This window comes from Actinosynnema sp. CA-299493, from assembly GCF_050946825.1.
In the GTDB taxonomy this organism is placed as follows: Bacteria; Actinomycetota; Actinomycetes; order Mycobacteriales; family Pseudonocardiaceae; genus Actinosynnema.
The window spans coordinates 1,477,888-1,493,540 of record NZ_CP191993.1; the positions used below are offsets into that span (position 1 = coordinate 1,477,888).

At 71.8% G+C, this 15,653-nt stretch carries 10 protein-coding genes; 8 read left to right on the plus strand and 2 right to left on the minus strand.

The annotated features are described in order from the left end of the window. Positions 1–46 precede the first annotated feature (46 nt). From pulA to ACQPYE_RS07095, 4 genes are all read left to right on the plus strand, one after another. On the plus strand, positions 47–5,566 hold the full coding sequence (gene pulA / locus ACQPYE_RS07080; protein WP_498720077.1) for a pullulanase-type alpha-1,6-glucosidase: 5,520 nt from the start codon (positions 47–49) through the stop codon (positions 5,564–5,566). A 234-nt stretch (positions 5,567–5,800) separates the two neighbouring features. After that, positions 5,801–7,195: a 3'-5' exonuclease gene (locus tag ACQPYE_RS07085; RefSeq protein WP_498722854.1), complete on the plus strand. Its 1,395-nt coding sequence runs from the start codon at positions 5,801–5,803 to the stop codon at positions 7,193–7,195. 179 nt (positions 7,196–7,374) lie between these two features. Further along, positions 7,375–7,785, plus strand: a complete 411-nt coding sequence (gene ndk, locus ACQPYE_RS07090) for a nucleoside-diphosphate kinase (RefSeq protein ID WP_498720079.1) — start codon at positions 7,375–7,377, stop codon at positions 7,783–7,785. Positions 7,786–7,840: 55 nt separating this feature from the next. Continuing rightward, positions 7,841–8,317, plus strand: coding sequence for a hypothetical protein (locus tag ACQPYE_RS07095; RefSeq protein ID WP_498720081.1), 477 nt, complete (start codon positions 7,841–7,843; stop codon positions 8,315–8,317). 84 nt (positions 8,318–8,401) lie between these two features. Here ACQPYE_RS07095 and ACQPYE_RS07100 read toward each other — a convergent pair whose 3' ends face one another. Further along, positions 8,402–8,995, minus strand: coding sequence for a GNAT family N-acetyltransferase (locus ACQPYE_RS07100; RefSeq protein ID WP_498720082.1), 594 nt, complete (start codon positions 8,993–8,995; stop codon positions 8,402–8,404). Between the two features lie 27 nt (positions 8,996–9,022). Here ACQPYE_RS07100 and ACQPYE_RS07105 point away from each other — a divergent pair, with 27 nt between their 5' ends. The 4 genes from ACQPYE_RS07105 to ACQPYE_RS07120 are packed head-to-tail and all read left to right on the plus strand — an operon-like array spanning position 9,023 to position 13,654. Next, complete coding sequence (locus ACQPYE_RS07105; RefSeq protein ID WP_498720083.1) at positions 9,023–9,973, plus strand: ATP-binding cassette domain-containing protein; 951 nt, start codon at positions 9,023–9,025, stop codon at positions 9,971–9,973. Continuing rightward, positions 9,973–10,761, plus strand: coding sequence for an ABC transporter permease (locus ACQPYE_RS07110; protein ID WP_498720085.1), 789 nt, complete (start codon positions 9,973–9,975; stop codon positions 10,759–10,761). Before ACQPYE_RS07105 ends, ACQPYE_RS07110 begins: the two co-directional genes overlap by 1 nt. After that, positions 10,758–11,621 (plus strand): ABC transporter permease, encoded by an 864-nt coding sequence (locus ACQPYE_RS07115; RefSeq protein WP_498720086.1) that lies wholly within the window; start codon positions 10,758–10,760, stop codon positions 11,619–11,621. Before ACQPYE_RS07110 ends, ACQPYE_RS07115 begins: the two co-directional genes overlap by 4 nt. Positions 11,622–11,680: 59 nt before the next feature. Continuing rightward, the gene (locus ACQPYE_RS07120; protein ID WP_498720087.1) at positions 11,681–13,654 is read left to right on the plus strand and encodes a TIGR03960 family B12-binding radical SAM protein; all 1,974 of its coding nucleotides are present in this window, start codon (positions 11,681–11,683) and stop codon (positions 13,652–13,654) included. 377 nt (positions 13,655–14,031) lie between these two features. On the opposite strand, the gene ACQPYE_RS07125 is transcribed toward ACQPYE_RS07120, so the two are convergent. Beyond that, positions 14,032–15,510, minus strand: coding sequence for a S8 family peptidase (locus tag ACQPYE_RS07125; RefSeq protein WP_498720089.1), 1,479 nt, complete (start codon positions 15,508–15,510; stop codon positions 14,032–14,034). Positions 15,511–15,653 lie beyond the last annotated feature (143 nt).

Here is a 15,653-nt window from a genome sequence, read left to right on the forward strand (position 1 = left end):
TGCCGTCGGGGCGGGGATTGCAAATTCTTGCGACAAGGAGGTCGCGATGCGTCGGGCCGTCGCCGCGCTCATCGCCCTGGCCGTTGTGCCGTTCGTGCCACCACCCACCGGCGCCGCGCCCGAAGTCCAGAGGCTCGCCGTGGGCGCCGTCACCGACGTCGCGCCCGGCGTCCGGGACGGTGACCGGGCGCTGGCCAAGGACGCGCTGCGGGCCGACCTGACCGGTGAGCGGTTCTACTTCGTGATGCCCGACCGGTTCGCCAACGGCGACCCGCGCAACGACCGCGGCGGCACGGCGGAGACCGACCGCCTCAAGAGCGGCTACGACCCCGCCGACGAGGGCTTCTACCACGGCGGCGACCTCAAGGGCCTGCACGACAAGATCGGCTACCTGGACGACATGGGCGTCACCGCGATCTGGATGACGCCGATGTTCCAGAACCGGTGGGTCCAGGGCTCCGGCAACGACATCTCGGCCGGCTACCACGGCTACTGGACCACCGACTTCACCAAGCTCGACCCGCACTTCGGCACGACCAACGACATGCGGCGGCTCATCCGGGACGCGCACCGCCGCGGCATCAAGGTCTTCTTCGACATCGTCGCCAACCACACCGCCGACCTGATCGACTACGCCGAGGGCGAGCACGACTACGTCAGCACCGGCGCGCAGCCCTACCTGGACGAGCAGGGCAACCCGGTCGACATCGCCGAGATCGCGGGCCGGGAGGACTTCCCCAGGCTCACCGGGCCGTACACGCCGGTGGTGAAGGGCGAGAAGACCCCGGACTGGCTCAACGACCCGCAGCTCTACCACAACCGCGGCGACTCGACGTTCAGCGGCGAGTCGAACGAGTACGGCGACTTCTTCGGCCTGGACGACCTGATGACCGAGCACCCGACGGTCGTCAAGGGGATGAAGCGGATCTTCACCAGCTGGATCGACACGCTGGGCATCGACGGCTACCGCGTCGACACGGTCAAGCACGTCAACATGGAGTTCTGGCAGGCCCTCGCGCCGCACGTGAAGCAGTACGCGGCGATGCGCGGCAAGAAGGACTTCTTCGTCTTCGGCGAGGTGTTCGACGGCGACCCGGCGTTCACCTCCCGCTATACGACCACCGGCAAGATGCAGGCGACGCTGGACTTCCCGTTCCAGAGCGGCGCGGCGAAGTTCCTGTCCGGCCAGGGCGCGGCCCGGCTCGGCGAGGTGCTCGTGGAGGACGACCGGTACACCGACGCCGACTCCAACGCCTCCTCGCTGCCGACGTTCCTCGGCAACCACGACATGGGCCGCATCGCCTGGATGGTCCGGGAAGGCCGTCCGGGCATCTCCGAGGCCGAGCTGCTGGACCGCCTCGAACTCGGCAACGCCCTGATGTACCTGTGGCGCGGCAACCCGGTCGTCTACTACGGCGACGAGCAGGGTTTCGCGGGCGCCGGCGGCGACAAGCTGGCCCGCCAGGACATGTTCGCCTCGCGGACGCCCGAGTACGCCGCCGAGGACCTGGTCGGCAGCGACCGGACCGGCGCGGTGGACAACTTCCGCACCGACCACCCGCTGTACCGGCAGCTCAAGGACCTGGCGAAGTTCGTGGACGCCGATCCCGTGTGGCGTGACGGCAACCAGGCGCTCCGGCTCGCCCAGGACGACGTGATCGCGTTCAGCCGCACGGGCCGCACCCAGCAGGTCGAGCACCTGGTGGTGGCCAACGCCGGCACCGCGCCCGCGACCGTCGAGGTCCCCGCGTCCGGCCGGGGCTACCGCCCGATCTGGCCCGCCGCGGGGTCGCAGGTCAACGCCGCCGACGGCAAGGTCACCGTGACCGTGCCCGCGTTGTCCGCCCTGGTGCTCAAGTCGACCGGCAGGATCCCGTCCGCCGCGCCGACGCCCGCGTTGGCCGTGCCGACGACCGGCACCGTCCTGGACGGCCGGGTGGAGCTGCGCGCGGACGGCGTCACCTCGCCGTACGCGCAGGCCACGTTCGCCGCCCGGGTCGAGGGCGAGCGCGACTGGCAGGTGCTCGGCACCGACGACGCCGCGCCGTACCGGGTGTTCGCCGACCTGGCGTCGCTGCCGGGCGCGGCCGTGGGCAAGGACGTCGAGCTCCGCGTGGTCGCCAAGGACGCCAAGGGCACGGTGGGCGCGGACGGCGCGAAGCTCGGCCTGGTGGCCGCGCCCGCGGTCGAGCCGCCGACCGCCGTGACGTCCGACTGGCTGGTCGTGCACTACAACCGCCCGGCCGGCGACTACGACGGGTGGGGCCTGCACGCGTGGGGCGACGTCGAGAACGCGCCGACGTGGGACGCGCCGCTGCCGTTCGCGGGTGAGACGCCCTACGGCCGGTTCGCCTGGGTGAAGCTCAAGCCCGGGGCGCGCTCGGTCGGCGTCATCGTCCACCGAGGCGACGAGAAGGACACCGACGGGGACCGGTTCATCGACCCGAGCGCGACGCCGCAGGTGTGGCTGGAGCAGGGGCAGCCCGCCGTGCACGCCAGCGAGGTCGCCGCTTCGGGCGAGGCCGTGGTCACGCACACCGGTGACGCCACGGGGCTCGTCGTCCGGGTGGGAGGCGTCGACCACCCGTTCACCGGGGGAGTGGCGAGGATCCCGGCGACCGCGCCCGTCGACTTCTCCGTGCTCCGCGGCGGCACGGTCGAGGCGTCCGGCCGCACGGCGGGGCGTGCGTGGGTGAGCGGTGGCGAGGTCCACGCGAGCCTGGCCGCCGCCCAGAACCGCGCGGTGATCCACTACAACCGGCCCGGCGGCGACTACGCCGACTGGACGCTCTACCACTGGACGGGGTCGCTGGAACCGAGCCCCGGGTGGAACCAGTCGCGCGTGCCGGACGGGACCGACGGGTTCGGCGTGTACTGGTCCGTCGCGCTGGAGCCGGGTGCGGCGGGGCTGAACAACATCATCCACCGCGGTGACGCGAAGGACCCGGGTCCGGACCAGTTCCTCGACGTCACGGGCACCGGCTACGAGGTCTGGTACGTCTCCGGCTCCACCAAGGCGGACGGGTCGATCTCCTACGTGCTGCCGCCGTCGGGCGGTGAGGGCGTGGACGACGACCTGACCAAGGCCAAGGCGATCTGGGTGTCGAAGGACCTGGTGGTGTGGGACGTGCCGGTGGTGCCCTCCGACGGCTACCGGTTGGAGTACGACGGGAAGGTGCTGAGGCTGGAGCCGTCCCAGGACGCCGTGCCCGCGAAGTTCCCCCACCTGCGGGGCAAACCGGTGTTCCGGGTGCGTGACGGCGCACGGCTGGACGAGGCGTTGCGCGGCAGGCTGTCCGCCGTGCACGTCGACGCCAACGGCGGCCTGCGCCACCGCACGGGCGTGCAGATCGCCGGCGTGCTGGACGACCGGTTCGCCGCCGCCGCGTCCTCGTTGACCTACGGTCCGACGTTCGACGGCGACCGCGTGACCGCGCGGCTGTGGGCGCCCACGGCGTCCTCGGTGAAGCTCCAGGTGTCCGACCGACCCGGCGGCCCGACGACCTCGGTCCCCCTGGTCCGGGACGACGCGTCCGGCTCGTGGTCGGCCTCCGGGGCGTGGCGGGACGAGTTCTACCTGTTCGAGGTGACCGTGGCCGGCCGCACGGTGACCGTGACCGACCCGTACTCGGTGGCGTTGGCGGTGAACTCGACGCACTCGCAGTTCGCCGACCTCGGCCAGGCGCGCACCATGCCCGCCGACTGGGCCGGGCACGTCGCCCGCGGCCTGGACGACGACCCGACCGAGCACGGCATCACCGAGCTGCACGTCCGGGACTTCTCGATCGGCGACCCGTCCGTGCCGGCAGGGGACCGGGGCACGTACCGCGCCTTCACGCACTCGTCGTCGGTCGGCATGACGCACCTGCGCGAGCTGGCCGCCGCCGGTCTCGACACCGTGCACCTGCTGCCGACGTTCGACATCGCCACGATCCCGGAGAAGCGTTCGGACCAGCGGCAACCGGCGTGCGACCTGGCTGCCCTGCCTGCGGGCTCCCCGGCACAGCAGGAGTGCGTCTCGGCCACCGCCGCCGAGGACGGCTTCAACTGGGGCTACGACCCGTACCACTACGACGTGCCCGAGGGCTCCTACGCCACGGACGACGCGCAGACCGGGTGGGCGCGCTCGAAGCAGTACCGCGAGATGGTGAAGTCGCTGCACGACAACGGCAACCGCGTGGTGGTGGACGTGGTCTACAACCACACGGCCGCCTCCGGTGACGCGCCGACGTCCGTGCTGGACAAGGTCGTGCCGGGGTACTACCAGCGGCTCAACCCCGACGGCACGGTTGCCGACTCCACGTGCTGCGCCAACACCGCCACCGAGAACGCCATGATGGGCAAGCTCGTCGTGGACTCGGTCGTGAGGTGGGCCCGCCTCTACAAGGTGGACGGCTTCCGGTTCGACCTGATGGGGCACCACCCGAAGGCGAACATCCTGGCCGTGCGGGCGGCGCTGGACGCGTTGACCGTCGCCGCGGACGGCGTGGACGGGCGCAAGATCCGGATCTACGGCGAGGGCTGGGACTTCGGCGAGGTCGCCGGCAACGCCCGGTTCGAGCAGGCCACGCAGCCGAACATGGCGGGGACGGGCATCGGCACGTTCAGCGACCGGCTGCGGGACGCGGTGCGCGGCGGCGGGCCGTTCGACGCCGACCCGCGCGTGCAGGGGCTGGCGTCCGGGCTCGCGGGCGACCCGAACGGCTCCCCGGCCAACGGTGACGTCACCGCGCGGCTGGCCGACTACAGCGACCTGGTGAAGCTGGGCATGGCGGGCAACATGGCGTCCTACCGGTTCCAGTCCACCGGTGGCGGGGAGGTCGTGGGCCGTGACGTGTCGTACAACGGCTCGCCCGCCGGGTACACGGGAGCGCCGGACGACGTGATCACGTACGTCGACGCGCACGACAACGAGACGCTGTTCGACTCGCAGGCGTTCAAGCTGCCCGTCGGCACGTCCATGGCCGATCGCGTGCGGATGCAGAAGGTCGCCGTCGCACCGGTCCTGCTGGGCCAGGGCCAACCGTTCCTGCACGCCGGCGCGGAGTTCCTGCGCTCGAAGTCGTTGGACCGCAACAGCTACGACTCGGGCGACTGGTTCAACCGCTACGACCCGTCCTTGACGGACAACGGTTTCGCTCGCGGCCTGCCGCCGGCGGCGGACAACGAGGACAAGTGGCCCTACGCCGCCCCCTTGTTGTCCGACAGCTCCTTGAAGCCGTCGTCGGACGACATGCGCGCCGCTCTCGGCAACACGCTGGAACTGCTGCGCATCCGCAAGTCGTCGCCGCTGTTCACCTTGAACGACGCCGCACTCGTGCAGCAGAAGCTGTCGTTCCCGACCACCGAGCCAGGCATCGTCGCAGCCCTCTTGGACGACACCGTCGGACCCGACACCGACCCGTCCCTGAACGGCCTCCTGGTGATCATCAACCCCTACCCGACCACCAAGTCCGCCGCTGTCCCGGGCGACTGGCGGAACCACACCCTGACCAGCGACAAAGCCACCATCGACCACGGCTCGCTCACCGTGCCGCCGCGTTCGGTCGTGGTCCTGACCCGCTAACCCGCGAGGTGTGGAAACCGTCGGATTCTCGCTTTCGGTCACATCTACCTCCGCGCCACTTTCGGATCCCAGCCGTGCCGGCACGCCAATGGGAGGCACGTCTGGCCGACGCCTGTGCCGGCCTTCGGTGATTTCCCGGGAAATGCTTGAATTGCGCGCCGCCGCACTCTTCGAACGAGTAATTCCCGGCGGCTGGGGAACACGAGTGGTCGAGGAGGGCAACGGTTGATCGAGGTGTACCGGAACGAGGTGCCCGAGCACTTGATGACGACGGCGCAGTTGCGGTCCTCGGGGCTGCAACCGGGGGATGCCGCGGTCGCCGCGGGCTGGCTGGAGCGGGTGTTCGAGGGCGACGTGTGGCTCACCGTGCTCCACGACGTGCGGTCGGCCACGTCGCTGCTGGTGCCACCCCTGCGCCCGGTGCCGGCGGTCGAGGCCCCGCAGGCGGCGACGGCCCCGGCGGCGCGATCCGCCGCCGCGGCTTGGGCCCGTGACATGCTCCGCAACCAGGACGCGGTGATGCTCGACACCGAGTTGACCGACTTCGCCGGGCGCGTCATCGAGATCGCCGTGCTGGCCGTGGACGGCACCGTGCTGCTGAGCACGCTGGTCGATCCCGAGGGCGCCCCGATCAACCCCCACGCCCAGCGCACGCACGGCATCTCGGCGGCCATGCTGACCCGCGCGCCCACGATGGCGCAGGTGTGGCCGCAGTTGGACGAAGTGCTGCGGGGCAAGGTGGTGCTCGCGTGGAACGCGCCCTTCGACCAGTCCCGGCTGCACGCCGAGCACCAACTGGTCACCGGTGGCGCGCCGCCGCCGGAGTGGTTGGCGCGGAAGTGGGAGTGCGCGATGCGTCGACACGCCGCCTGGGTCGGTGAGCCGAACAAGCAGGGCAGCGGGTACCGCAACCACAAGCTGGAAGGCGGGCACCGCGCCACCGGGGACTGCGAGGCCGCCCTGGAACGGCTGGCGCAGATGGCCGCCACCGCACCGGGCAGCACGCACCCGACCTCCTCCTCGACCTCCTCCTCCTCCTCCTCCTCCTCCGAAGCCGGTCACGCACCGGACCTGCGGGCCGTCGACGAGGTGTGGCCGAAGGTCATGGGCGAGGTGCGCAGCCGCAGTCGATCCACCGAGGCGATGTTGGCGAACGCCGAACGGCTCGCCGTCGCCGATCGCACCCTGGTGATCCGCCACCCCTCCCTGCCGCTCAACCGCAGGCTCGCGCAGGACCGCACCACGGCCGCGGTGAACGAGGCACTGGTCGCGGTCCTGGGACGGGGTTGGCGCATCCGCGTCGAAGGGCACGACGCCCATTCGCGGACCACCGCGCCACCCGCGTCCGCCGACGAGCCGGACGGCGAGCACTACCACCACTGGCAGGACACCCGGGAGGGACTGGCCCTGGAGGGCTGGATCAAGATCGCTCCCGAGCGGATCTGCGCCGAGGTCGTCGCGCCTGCCGCCGACGAGTCCGGCGGCGAAGCGGTGGATGCCTTCTACGCCGTCGACCACAGCGTGCGCTGCCCACCCGACGCCACCTGCCGGACCATCCTGGACCTGGCCGACGACGACAGGTTCGACGAGGCGATGCGGCTGGCCGAAGCGCACGTCACGGCGGCCTGAAGTCCGAGCGGGGTGCGACACGTCCAACCGGTGCGCGGCACCACGGCGTCGCGCCCCGGTCGTGACCGGCGGTCGCGGACCGGGAGAGCGCTTGAGCCGGTGGTCACCGTGGACGGTGCGGCAGCTCCGGCTACCCTTCACCCAGTTGCACAATCCCGTACGAAGGAGTACTGACCGCCGTGAGCGAGCGCACCCTGGTCCTGGTCAAGCCCGACGGCGTCAGCCGCGGCCTGGTCGGCGAGGTCATCTCCCGCATCGAGCGCAAGGGCCTGACGCTGGCCGCCCTGGAGCTGCGCGTCGTGGACCGCGCGACCGCCGAGCAGCACTACGCCGAGCACGACGGCAAGAGCTTCTACAACGACCTGGTCGACTTCATCACCGGCGGCCCGCTGGTGGCGCTGGTCGTGGAGGGCCCGCGGGCGATCGCGGCGTTCCGCCAGCTGGCCGGCGGCACCGACCCGGTCGAGAAGGCCACCCCCGGCACGATCCGCGGCGACTTCGGCCTGGAGGTCCAGTTCAACCTGGTCCACGGGTCCGACTCGCCGGAGTCGGCCGAGCGCGAGATCAAGCTCTGGTTCCCGAACGTCTGACGCGCGACGTGAAACGGCCCGGGCCTCACGAGGTCCGGGCCGTAGTCTTCGCACGGTGACCTACACGATCCTCTTCCAGCGGGTCCTCCCCGGCCGGACCTTCCAGGAGACCCTGGACGAGGTCAACGCCGGCTACGACCCGGACGCCGAGCCGACGCCCATGACCCTGACCGACGACCACCGCGCGGTCTGGGACAGGATCACGCGGCGGGTGTCGGAGGAAGCCGGTCAGGTGGTCATCGAGGAGTTCCGGTACAGCCTGAACCTCTGCTGGGACGGACCCGCCGGTCGGCTGATGCTCGACTACGACGGCGAGTCGGCGGCGATCGACATCGCCTACCGCTACCCGGGACCGGCGGCGCCGCCGATCATGACCCGGGCCTACCGGGTCGCCCGGGTGGTCGAGGAGGAGAGCGGTCTCGAAGGCTACGACGCCGTGGTGGGGCAGCCCGTCGCGACCGGTGACGTGGACGTGGCCGCCGCGGCGCTCGGCGGCACCTCGGGCTGGGCCCAGGCGACCCTGACGTCCTAGCGCGACCGTGCCGTCCTAGCGCCGTCGCCGGGTCAACGCGGCGCTGATCGGGTTGACGAACTGACGTCCTAGCGCCGTGCCGTCCTAGCGCCGGCCGGCCGCGGAACGCGCGGGCGACGAGCCTAGGCCGCCGGGGGCCGAGCCGTGCAGCACGGCGCCCTCGCGGTGGCCCAGGGGCAGGTACATGCGCACGTCGTCGAACCGGAAGTCGTCCACCGCGATCACGTTCGGCAGGCGTCCCCACTCGCGGAAGCCCAGGCTCTCGTACAGCTGGATCGCGCCGTGGTTGTTCCCGCGCACGCCGAGCGTCAGCACCTCCAACCCGGCCGCACGCGCGTGCTCGATCACCGCGCCCACCAGCCGCGAGCCCAGCCCGAGCCCCCGCGCCGCCGGGTGCGCGGTGACCCGCCGCACCTCGGCCATGTGCATGAACACCTCGCTCTCGGACCGCCGCCACGTCGCCGTGCCACGCAGCACACCGTCCACCCGCGCCACGACGAGCGCACCGTCCGCGGGTGAGGCGAGCACGCCGTCCAGCCACGCGTCCGTCGCCGCGCGCCCCGGCGGTCGCCGCCACCCGATCGCGCCACCGGCGGCCACCACGTCGTGCAGCACCTCGTGCACTTCGGCCCGAAGTCGTTCGTCGGCCACCGCCGGCCAGCTCAGGTCGATCTCCACGGCCGCCACCCTAAAACGGTTCCGGGAATGTCGGGTCCCGCCGCTAACGTGACGAACGTGACCCCCACCCTCGTCCACGCCAAGGGCCTGACCAAGCACTTCGGCTCGTTCGAAGCCGTCCGGGGCATCGACGTCGAGGTGAGCAAGGGCGAGGCGTTCGGCTTCCTCGGCCCCAACGGCGCGGGCAAGTCCTCGACCATGCGGATGGTGTCGTGCGTGTCACCGCGCACCGGCGGCGACCTGCGCGTGCTGGGCCTGGACCCGGACACCGACGGCCCGCGGATCCGCGCCCGGATCGGCGTCGTGCCGCAGCAGGACAACCTCGACACCGAGCTGACCGTCCGGCAGAACCTCCAGGTCTACGGCCGCTACTTCGGCCTGTCCCGGGCCGCGGTGCGCGAGCGCGCCGTGGAGCTGATGGACTTCGCCCAGCTCAGCGACCGCGCCGACGCCGAGGTGGAGCCGCTGTCGGGCGGCATGAAGCGGCGGCTCACCATCGCCCGCTCCCTGGTCAACGACCCCGACCTGCTGCTGCTCGACGAGCCGACCACGGGCCTCGACCCGCAGGCGCGCCACCTGCTGTGGGACCGGCTGTTCCGGCTCAAGCAGTCCGGCGTCACGCTGATCATCACCACGCACTACATGGACGAGGCCGAGCAGCTGTGCGACCGGCTGGTGGTGATGGACGGCGGTCGGATCGCGGCCGAGGGCTCGCCGGCCGAGCTGATCCGCCGCTACTCGACCAAGGAGGTGCTGGAGCTGCGCTTCCCGCCGGGCGAGCAGAGCGGTGACGAGGTGCGCGACCTGGCCGAACGGGTCGAGGTGCTGCCCGACCGGGTGCTGCTCTACACCGCCGACGGCGACGCGGCGCTGGCCGCGGTCCACGCGCGGGGCGTGCGGCCGGTGTCCAGCCTGGTGCGCCGCGGCACGTTGGAGGACGTGTTCCTGCGCCTGACCGGCCGGACGTTGGTGGACTGATGAGCGCGCACGTCCTGGGCCCGTGGCGCGCCGCGCTGATCTCGGTGGAGCACCACTGGACCTGGTACCGCCGCAACTGGCGGGCCACGGTGATCTCCAACTTCCTGCAACCCGTGCTGTTCCTGCTGGCCATGGGCGTCGGCTTCGGTTCCCAGGTGCGGCAGGGCGAGGCCACCGGCGGCCACCCGTACCTGGTGTTCCTCGCGCCCGCGCTGCTGGTCATCACCGCCGCGCAGAACGCCATGTTCGAGTCCACCTGGGCGGTGTTCTCGTCGTTCAAGTGGCAGCGCACGTACCTGGCGACGGTGTCCACCCCGATCACGCCCGCGCAGGTGCTCGACGGCCAGCTGCTGTGGATCGCGCTGCGCCTGGCGTCGGGCACCGCCGTGTTCCTCGGCATCGCCTACGCGCTGGGCGCGATCACCAGCCCGTCGGCGGTGCTGGCCGTGCCGTTCGCCACGCTGGCGGGCATGGCGTTCAGCGCGCCCGTGGTCGCCTACGCCGCCACCAGGGAGAAGCCGGACTCGTTCAACGCGGTCTTCCGCTTCGTGCTGATGCCGATGACCCTGTTCACCGGCGGCTTCTTCCCGCTGAGCCAACTGCCCGGCTGGGTGCACCCGCTGGCCTGGCTCACCCCGGTCTGGCACGGCATCGAGCTGGCCCGCGGCGCGACGTTCGGCACCCTGCGCCTGCTGCCCGCGCTGGGCCACGTCGCCTACCTGTCCGCCCTGGTCGCGCTCGGCGTCGTCCTGGGCCGCCGCTACTTCCGCCGGAGGCTGGCCGTATGACCAACGAGACCTCCACCACCGACCTGCCCGCACCCGGTCCACCGGTCACCCGGCGCACCGGCGCCGGCCTGCTGCTCCGGGTCGTCCCGCCGGGCCTGTACGCGGGCCGCGCGCACGTCCTGGTCGAACGGTCGTACCTGGTCAGCAGGCGTGGCTGGATGACGGTGCTCTCCGGCTTCTTCGAGCCGCTGTTCTTCCTGTTCTCCCTCGGCTACGGCCTGGGTCAGCTGGTCACCACCGTCGACGGGCCCGGCGGCCCGATGCCGTACGCCGAGTTCGTCGCGCCCGCCCTGCTGGCCGCCTCGGCGATGAACGGCGCGGTGTTCGAGGCGACGTTCAACCTGTTCTTCAAGTTCAAGTACGCCAAGACCTACGACGCGGTGCTGGCCACCCCGCTCGGCCCGGTCGACATCGCCCTCGGCGAGGCCGCCTGGTGCCTCATCCGCGGCGGCCTGTACTCGGCCGGTTTCATCGTGGTGATGCTCGGGTTCGGGCTGATCGGCTCGCCGTGGGCGCTGCTGGCGCTGCCCGCGTGCCTGCTGGTCGCGCTGGCGTTCGCGGCGGTCGGCATGGCCGCGGCCACGTTCATGCGTTCGTGGCAGGACTTCGACCTGGTGCAGCTGGCCGTGATGCCGCTGTTCCTGTTCTCGACCACGTTCTACCCGCTGTCGGTCTACCCGGGCTGGTTGCGGACCGTCGTCCAGTGGACGCCGCTCTACCACGCGATCGAGCTGATGAGGGCGCTGACCACCGGTCACGTCGGCTGGGGCGCGCTGACGCACGTCGCGTACTTCGTGGTGATGGTGGTCGTCGGGGTGGTCGTCGCCTCCCGCAGGCTCGGCAAGTTGCTGCTGACCTGACCTGGCCCACCCGGACCGCCGTTCCGGCCGGCGCCCGCACTGCCGTTACCCTGGTCGGCGTGAGCGTCGAGTCGGTCTTCCCCGCCCTGGAACCCCTGCTGCCGAGGGTGTCCAAGCCGGTGCAGTACGTCGGCGGGGAGCTCAACGCCACCCTGAAGGACTGGGACGCCGCCGCGGTGCGGTGGGCGTTGATGTACCCGGACGCCTACGAGGTGGGGCTGCCCAACCAGGGCGTCATGATCCTGTACGAGGTCCTCAACGAGCAGCCGGACGTGCTGGCCGAGCGGACCTACGCGGTGTGGCCCGACCTCGAAGAGCTGATGCGCGAGCACGGCGTGCCGCAGTTCACCGTGGACGGGCACCGGCCCGTCGGCGCGTTCGACCTGTTCGGGGTCAGCTTCGCGACCGAGCTGGGCTACACGAACATGCTCAACGCGCTCGACCTGGCCGGCATCCCGATCCACGCCGCCGAGCGCACCGACGACCACCCCATCGTGGTGGCGGGCGGGCACGCGGCGTTCAACCCGGAGCCGATCTCGCCGTTCATCGACGCGGCCGTGCTCGGCGACGGCGAGGAAGCCGTCCTGGAGATCACCGACATCGTCCGCGCGTGGAAGGCCGAGGGCCGTCCCGGCGGGCGGGACGAGATCCTGACCAGGCTCGCCGAGACCGGCGGCGTGTACGTGCCCCGGTTCTACGACGTCGAGTACCTGCCCGACGGCCGCATCCAGCGCGTGGTGCCCAACCGCGAGCGCGTGCCGTACCGGGTGTTCAAGCGGACCACGATGGACCTCGACGCGTGGCCGTACCCGAAGCAGCCGCTGGTGCCGCTCGCGGAGAGCGTGCACGAGCGGATGAGCGTGGAGATCTTCCGCGGCTGCACGCGCGGCTGCCGGTTCTGCCAGGCGGGCATGATCACCCGACCGGTGCGCGAGCGGTCCATCGAGGGCATCGGCGCGATGGTGCAGCGCGGCTTGGCGGCGACCGGGTTCGAGGAGGTCGGCCTGCTGTCGCTGTCCAGCGCGGACCACTCGGAGATCGCCGAGGTCACCAAGGGCCTCGCCGACCGCTACGAGGGCACGAACACCAGCCTGTCGCTGCCGTCGACCCGGGTGGACGCGTTCAACATCGACCTGGCCAACGAGCTGTCCCGCAACGGCCGCCGCTCGGGCCTGACGTTCGCACCCGAGGGCGGCAGCGAACGCCTCCGGCGCGTGATCAACAAGATGGTGTCGGAAGAAGACCTGATCCGCACGGTCAGCGCGGCGTTCGGCGCGGGTTGGCGGCAGGTGAAGCTGTACTTCATGTGCGGCCTGCCCACCGAGACCGACGACGACGTGGTCCAGATCGCGGAGATGGCCAAGAACGTCATCCGCGCGGGCCGCGAGGCGTCCGGCCGCAAGGACGTCCGCTGCACGATCTCCATCGGCGGGTTCGTGCCCAAGCCTCACACGCCGTTCCAGTGGGCCGCGCAGTGCGACCCGGAGACCGTGGACAACCGGCTGCGCCTGCTGCGCGAGGCGGTGAACTCCGACCGCTCCCTCGGCCGCAACATCGGCATGCGCTACCACGACGGCAAGCCGTCGCTGATCGAAGGGCTGCTCTCGCGCGGCGACCGGCGCATCGGCCTGGTGATCGAACGGGTGTGGCGCGAGGGCGGCCGGTTCGACGGCTGGTCCGAGCACTTCTCCTACGACCGCTGGGTGCGGGCGGCCGAAGCCGAGCTGCCCCCGCTGGGCGTCGACCTGGCCTGGTTCACCACGCGCGAGCGCGAGGAGCTGGAAGTCCTGCCCTGGGACCACCTGGACTCGGGCCTGGACAAGGAATGGCTCTGGGCGGACTGGCAGGACGCGCTGGACGAGCGCGAGCAGGACGACTGCCGCTGGACGCCGTGCTTCGACTGCGGTGTGTGCCCGGCGATGGGCACCGACATCGAGGTCGGGCCGACCGGCCGGACGCTGCTGCCGATCTCACCGGTGGGCAAGGGCTCCCCGGTGCGCAACCCGGCGTTGACCCCGGTGGTCCAGGGCTGACGGCCAAGGGCTGACCGAACCAGGGCTGACGGACCGTCGGCTCACGGGTGGGCTTCGGCCGCGTCGACCCGGATCGCGCGCACCGGGCACACCCGTGCCGCCGCGCGCACCTGCGGCGCTTGGTCCGCGTCGGGGTTGCCACGTACGCCACCCGCCCGGACAGCGTGGCGAGGTCCCGCACCCCGACGTCGTGTTGCGATATCGCGAGCACCACGTGCGCACCCCCTGTTAACCGCGTGGTCCACCCTCTGAGAAGGGACTACGAACGCGGGGTGCGCCGGTTCGACGGAAGGATCGGTCAGGGTGCGTGATCGATGTCACATCACTGATTTTAGGGGTTCGGAATCCCGATTCCGCGGACCGGTGCTCCGCCCGGCCTACTCCTGAACGGCGGCGAGCGCGTCGACCAGGCCGTGGCCGTAGAAGCCGTTGTACTCCGAGTGGCCCGTGCAGAACGCGTCCTGCACGCCCGTGCCGTTGAGGTCGTAGTCCGCCGGGCACGGCACCGTCTCGGCCCGCGCGTTGAGCATCTTCGACAGGTCCAGCGCGGTGGCGCCCGGGTGCGCGGACGCCAGCAGCGCCGCCACCCCCGACACGTGCGGCGCGGCCATCGACGTGCCGCACGAGTAGTCGTACCCGGCGGCCGGCACGGTCGACAGCACGCACCCGCCCTGCCCGTCGTCCGGCGCCTGCCTGCGGTCGCCGCCCGGCGCCGTCACGTCCACCGCGCCGAGCCCGTAGGAGCTGTACCCGGCCTTCACCTTGGCCGCGCCCACCGACGACACCGCCACCACGTTGCGCAGCTGGGCCGGCAGCACCAGGCACGTGTTGTCCACCGGCCGCGGCTTGACGTCCTCCGGGGCGGCGTTCGTCGGGCTCAGCGCGTCCCGACCCGGCTTGGTCAGGTCGGCCGCCGCGTTGCCCGCCGCCGCCACGGTCAGCACGCCGCGCCCGGACGCGTGCTCGACCGCCCGCCGCACCGCCTCGTAGACCACGGACTGGCCCTGCTCGTCCTGGCAGGTGAACACCCACGGGTCGATGAAGTAGCTGTTGTTGGTGATGGTCATGCCCCGTTCGGCGGCCCACATGAACCCGCACACCGCGTACTCGGGGTAGATGAACCCGGCGTCGTCCACGACCTTCACCGACGCGATCCGCACGCCCGGCGCCACACCCGTCGTGCCGAGGCCGTCGTCGGCCGCCGCGATCGTGCCCGCGACGTGCGTGCCGTGCCCGGACGTCGTCGGCGCCCACGCGGCGGGGGACGGGTCCGCCACGCCGGTCGTGCAGCCGGCGGACAGCGCCGGGTCCAGCGCGCCGACCAGGTCGGGGTGCGTCGGGTCGATGCCCGAGTCGAGCACGCCCACCACCACGTCCCGGCTGCCCTTGCTCACCGCGTGCGCCTCGGCCGCCCGGATCAGGTCCATGTCCCACTGCTCGGCCGTGCGGTCCGCCGTGCCGCCCGCGGCGCGCGCTCCGGTCGCCTCGTCGTCCTTCTTCTGCCTGGCGGGCGCGCCGTTGCGCTTGGACAGGCCGTCGGCCTGCGCGCTGTACGCCCGGTCCGGGCCGATGTGCTGCCCGAACCGGGGGTCCGGCGAGACGGCCACGGCCACCGCGATCTGCGGGTAGTAGTGGGCGGTCGTGCCGCACGCGGCGGTGATCTGGGCGTCGGCCAGCGGCGCGCTGGTGCCGGGGGCGAACACGACCAGGTAGCGCAGCGTCGGACCGGGCTGGACGCAGTCCACGGCGGGGACCTGCGTCTCGGGCTCGGCCGCGGACGCGGTCACCGAGAGGCAGCCGCTCGCGAGCAGCGCCGCGCTGACCGCGACCGCTTGGACGCGGCGGTGCAGAGGCACGGGGGACCTCCAGGGCTGGACCGGTGACGGGGGAGCCCGTCGAGCCGACGTCAGGGCGATCCGTCGATCGGAGTGCTGCTGCCGGACGGTAGCCAGACCGGGCGGAGCAGACAAGCGCAACGGTGCCGAACAGCTCCAAGGTA

Excerpts from the sequence above, each read along its gene's own strand:
- pulA (WP_498720077.1), top strand. The coding sequence starts at position 47 with ATGCGTCGGGCCGTCGCCGCGCTCATCGCCCTGGCCGTTGTGCCGTTC.
- ACQPYE_RS07105 (WP_498720083.1), top strand. The coding sequence starts at position 9,023 with ATGTCGGGTCCCGCCGCTAACGTGACGAACGTGACCCCCACCCTCGTC.
- ACQPYE_RS07110 (WP_498720085.1), top strand. The coding sequence starts at position 9,973 with ATGAGCGCGCACGTCCTGGGCCCGTGGCGCGCCGCGCTGATCTCGGTG.
- ACQPYE_RS07115 (WP_498720086.1), top strand. The coding sequence starts at position 10,758 with ATGACCAACGAGACCTCCACCACCGACCTGCCCGCACCCGGTCCACCG.